This window comes from Corynebacterium sp. HMSC058E07, assembly GCF_001809885.1.
In the GTDB taxonomy this organism is placed as follows: Bacteria; Actinomycetota; Actinomycetes; order Mycobacteriales; family Mycobacteriaceae; genus Corynebacterium; species Corynebacterium macclintockiae.
This window is the reverse complement of the sequence record NZ_KV799262.1, coordinates 1-631: the sequence shown is the minus strand read 5'-3', so window position 1 is coordinate 631 and position 631 is coordinate 1. Positions and strand designations below refer to the sequence as shown.

At 54.0% G+C, this 631-nt stretch carries 1 protein-coding gene; it reads left to right on the top strand.

All coding sequences use genetic code 11. From position 1 onward, the window contains the following. The coding region (locus tag HMPREF2678_RS02650; protein ID WP_070550747.1) for an IS3 family transposase at positions 1-607 on the top strand (607 nt) is incomplete at its 5' end. Positions 608-631 lie beyond the last annotated feature (24 nt).

The following is a 631-nucleotide window of genomic DNA, read 5'->3' as shown; positions in this document are numbered from 1 at the left end:
CTCGCCTATGACCACTCGCACACCTCAAAGGCCGGATTTGCGCCCGGACTTGGTGGAGCGAGAATTCAAAGCCGAAGGCCCGAACAAGCTGTGGGTGGCTGACATTACCTACGTTCGCACGAAGAAAGGCTTTGTGTACGCCGCATTTGTCACCGATGTTTACTCCCGACGGATCGTTGGGTGGGCGTTATCAGATTCCATGCGCACCGAAGCGTTGCCACTGCAAGCTCTCAACCAGGCGATCGCGTGTGCTGAAGAAACAACAGGTCTCATTCACCATTCAGATCACGGCTCGCAGTATGTCAGCGTTGTCTACAACGAGCGTCTTGCCCAGCACGGGATTGCCGCTTCCACCGGAACTGTCGGGGATTCCTATGACAATGCTCTGGCTGAAAACGTTAACGGCTCCTACAAAAACGAGCTGATCCATACTCGCAGGTGGAATGACGTTGTCGAGGTAGAAATCGCGACGTTCGAGTGGGTGTCATGGTGGAACGAGACGAGGCTTCACCAAAGCTTGGGATACCGAACCCCAGTCGAAGTGGAAACCGAATTTTGGGAGCAGCACCCGCCGCAAGCAATAATAGAAATCAAGGCAAATGCCTAGGAACAAAACCCGGGGCACTTCAAC